Below are 2,769 nucleotides of genomic sequence, written 5' to 3' on the forward strand. Positions count from 1 at the left end.
TCAAAATAAGCATGCTTCTTTGCCATAGAAACATCGCTTATGTGGCATATCAAGGGATTGATAGCGGGGCGTTTTTTGATTTCATAAAGGGAATGAATAGCCGAGGGATTTCTCGCATCAACTGCTAGCCCATAAACGGTTTCCGTGGGGATCGCAATGGGAAATCCTGCCTCTAGAAATTCACAAGCTTTTTGTAGGGCGTTGGGATCTTGGGTAGATATAATCTGAACCATATATATCTCGTATAGTTTTTGGGAGAATGTTTCTATCTTCTCATTTTATTCTTTGCATTTGGATATTACGTTGAATATTCTTGTAGGGAAAACTAAAAATTGCGTTTTTAATTTTTTTATTTCGATATGAATATTATTGTTTTTCTACTTGGGGGAGGGAAGACCGGATTTTATCTGATAAATATGCAGTTAAGTGTCCGCAATCCTATTGAAATTATTTTTCGGGAAAAATACTATCATAAAATTGTAGACGATTGAATGACGAAGATGACGCATAAAAGGTTATGGTCGTATCATGGCGTTGCGGATATCTTCTATCTTTTCATACATTGTACATCCCTTCAAGTGTCCGTTCAGCAGTCCGGAAGCCTGCATAAAGGAATCGATTATAGTGATTCCAATGAAGGTAAAGCCTTTCTTTTTTAAACTAGCAACCAGTTGCGTTGAAGATTTTATTATAGGATTTTCAGAGGGCGTAGATTGGTTTTTTGAATTTTTATCAAAATTATGAAGGGGTTCAAATTTCCAAAGATAGCAAGAAAATGAGCCAAATTCTTCCTTTATTTTTAATGCGCAACGAGCATTATTAATGATGGACGTAATTTTCTGACGATTGTGAATTACTTCAGGAGTATTTAAAATGCGTGTGACATCCTTTTCTGTAAAAGAAGCTATTTTTTCTATGTTGAATTCATAAAACGTTTCTCGCAATGCATTCCGTTTTCGTAAGATGATGAGCCAAGATAAGCCAGATTGAAAAATCTCAAGGCAAATGCTTTCAAAAAGTTTGTTATCGTCGATAACAGGGAGCCCCCATTCTTCGTCATGGTATAAGAGGTAATCTTCAATGTTCCTCTGCCAGGGACAACGAAATTTATTGTCTTTTCCTTTAAGAGGTTTCTGTAAAATAGTCATTTCTAGGATTCCCTTAGGGATTGTCTTTTAAATTCATGGCATCCATCATAGAGGATGCGCTTTATTAGCAAGAGTTTTCCTGTGAAGAGAATCATTTATTGTTTTTCACGTTCGTAAAAACGCCATTAGATCCTAGGATTTTTTGCCATTCATGATGCATGACATAAACATGTTTTTTGAAATATACAAGCGGATGGCATTTTAAGATCCAAAAGACGTATCGGCTTAGAAAAGGTGAGTGATATATCGAAAATACCAACGGATGGATTCATATAATTTTCTGTTTAGGATAAGGGTTATTGTCCTTTATCAGTATTTAAATGTTGTGCCACCGATAATATTTATTTGGGTTGTTATGTTCTATCTAGGGGGATAAAATAGCCTGCAAGCATAGTAGATGTTTTGCAGAATGGAGCTTTCTTATGGACTGTATTGCTGGCAATGAAATTGATGCTAAAAATCCAAGTATAAGTATAGCCAATAATCTCTTCGTCTTTCAATCATATAATAGTTTGGTAGACAAGATGTTGTTCAGAATTGTCTATTGCATGATATAAATATCCTTTCATGTGTAATCCATCTATCCCAAAGGATTGGACAGATGGACGAAGATGTTTTCTGCAATTCCTTCCTACATGCTTAGCACGACACATAGTATTTTCCGAAATTGTGAATATTCCTGTTCTTTATAAGATTAATTTCAGTTCCTATATGTTCAATATCTTGGTTGCAGATCAGAACGAGAACCAGTAACAGGTTCTTTTGACATATGCTGTGGGTTTTTATGCCTCTGCTGTGTGGGGGGGGTGTGCGTTTCAGGAACAATCCTTACTCTTTCGGCGGCAGAAGCGATATTCCATTTTTTATTTGATCTGGATAGGAATGTTATTCTTGGCGATTTTGAAAAAGAGCTTCTCTTCCCTATATGATTAAATTTTTGATTGTAGATACGTTTATGTTTCTTGGATTTATAAGCGAATTAACTCAGTATAGATAAGGAAAAGGGCAAGTCAAAGAAACCTTGTGGGCTTACCTTGGTATTCTTACGATCAGTTGTACAGATTTGTTTTAATTCTTGTTTTTTCGTGGATTTAACTAAACCCTTAAAAAGGATATTAAAATCAATGTCCTGTATTTAAATGGTGCACCCGATATGATCATCAAAGGCTCTGATATCAACGGCTCTCAATGGTCATTCCCTGTTCAATACCTGAACAGAGGCATTACAGGAAGCTCTTCAGTACCGTGTCCTATGACACCTGAGCAGATGAATGCAATTTGGAGAGTCATAGGAACGGCAATGTGGAGTTCTGGGGATTATGGTACACACACCACATTAGTTCAGGAAGTAATTGATGGTTAAGAAAGCAGAAAAAGAAGTCACCCGTAAAGAGTTTAATGCTGAAAAGAATCTCTTAGCCAAGCACATTGAAGACTCAAGGATTAGAGATGAAAAACAATCCTCAAGATTGGATAAGATAGATAAACACATTGAAGATTCAAGGATCAGAGCTGAGAATCAAAGAATCAGAGATGAGAGACAGCAAAAAGGCATTGATGAGCTATTAGACTTTGCTCAAGGTTTTAAGTGGTTGGTGTCTGCATTAAAAAACCTTTCAGT

Annotated in this window: 3 protein-coding genes and 1 pseudogene; 2 read left to right on the plus strand and 2 right to left on the minus strand. The window is 36.2% G+C overall.

From position 1 onward, the window contains the following. On the minus strand, nt 1-233 hold a 233-nt coding region (locus H0G72_RS05890), incomplete at its 3' end, for an L-threonylcarbamoyladenylate synthase (RefSeq protein WP_182017842.1). A gap of 282 nt (nt 234-515) precedes the next feature. Further along, nucleotides 516-1,148 (minus strand): DNA-3-methyladenine glycosylase I, encoded by a 633-nt coding sequence (locus H0G72_RS05895; RefSeq protein WP_182017843.1) that lies wholly within the window; start codon nt 1,146-1,148, stop codon nt 516-518. 1,153 nt (nt 1,149-2,301) lie between these two features. Between H0G72_RS05895 and H0G72_RS05900 the strand changes: the two genes are divergently transcribed. Next, nucleotides 2,302-2,511, plus strand: a complete 210-nt coding sequence (locus tag H0G72_RS05900; RefSeq protein WP_182017844.1) for a hypothetical protein — start codon at nt 2,302-2,304, stop codon at nt 2,509-2,511. Continuing rightward, nucleotides 2,504-2,769 (plus strand): annotated as a pseudogene (locus H0G72_RS05905) (hypothetical protein); the annotation flags it as partial. The gene H0G72_RS05900 and the pseudogene H0G72_RS05905, both read left to right, overlap by 8 nt.

Source organism: Candidatus Liberibacter sp., from assembly GCF_014048425.1.
Taxonomy (GTDB): domain Bacteria; phylum Pseudomonadota; class Alphaproteobacteria; order Rhizobiales; family Rhizobiaceae; genus Liberibacter.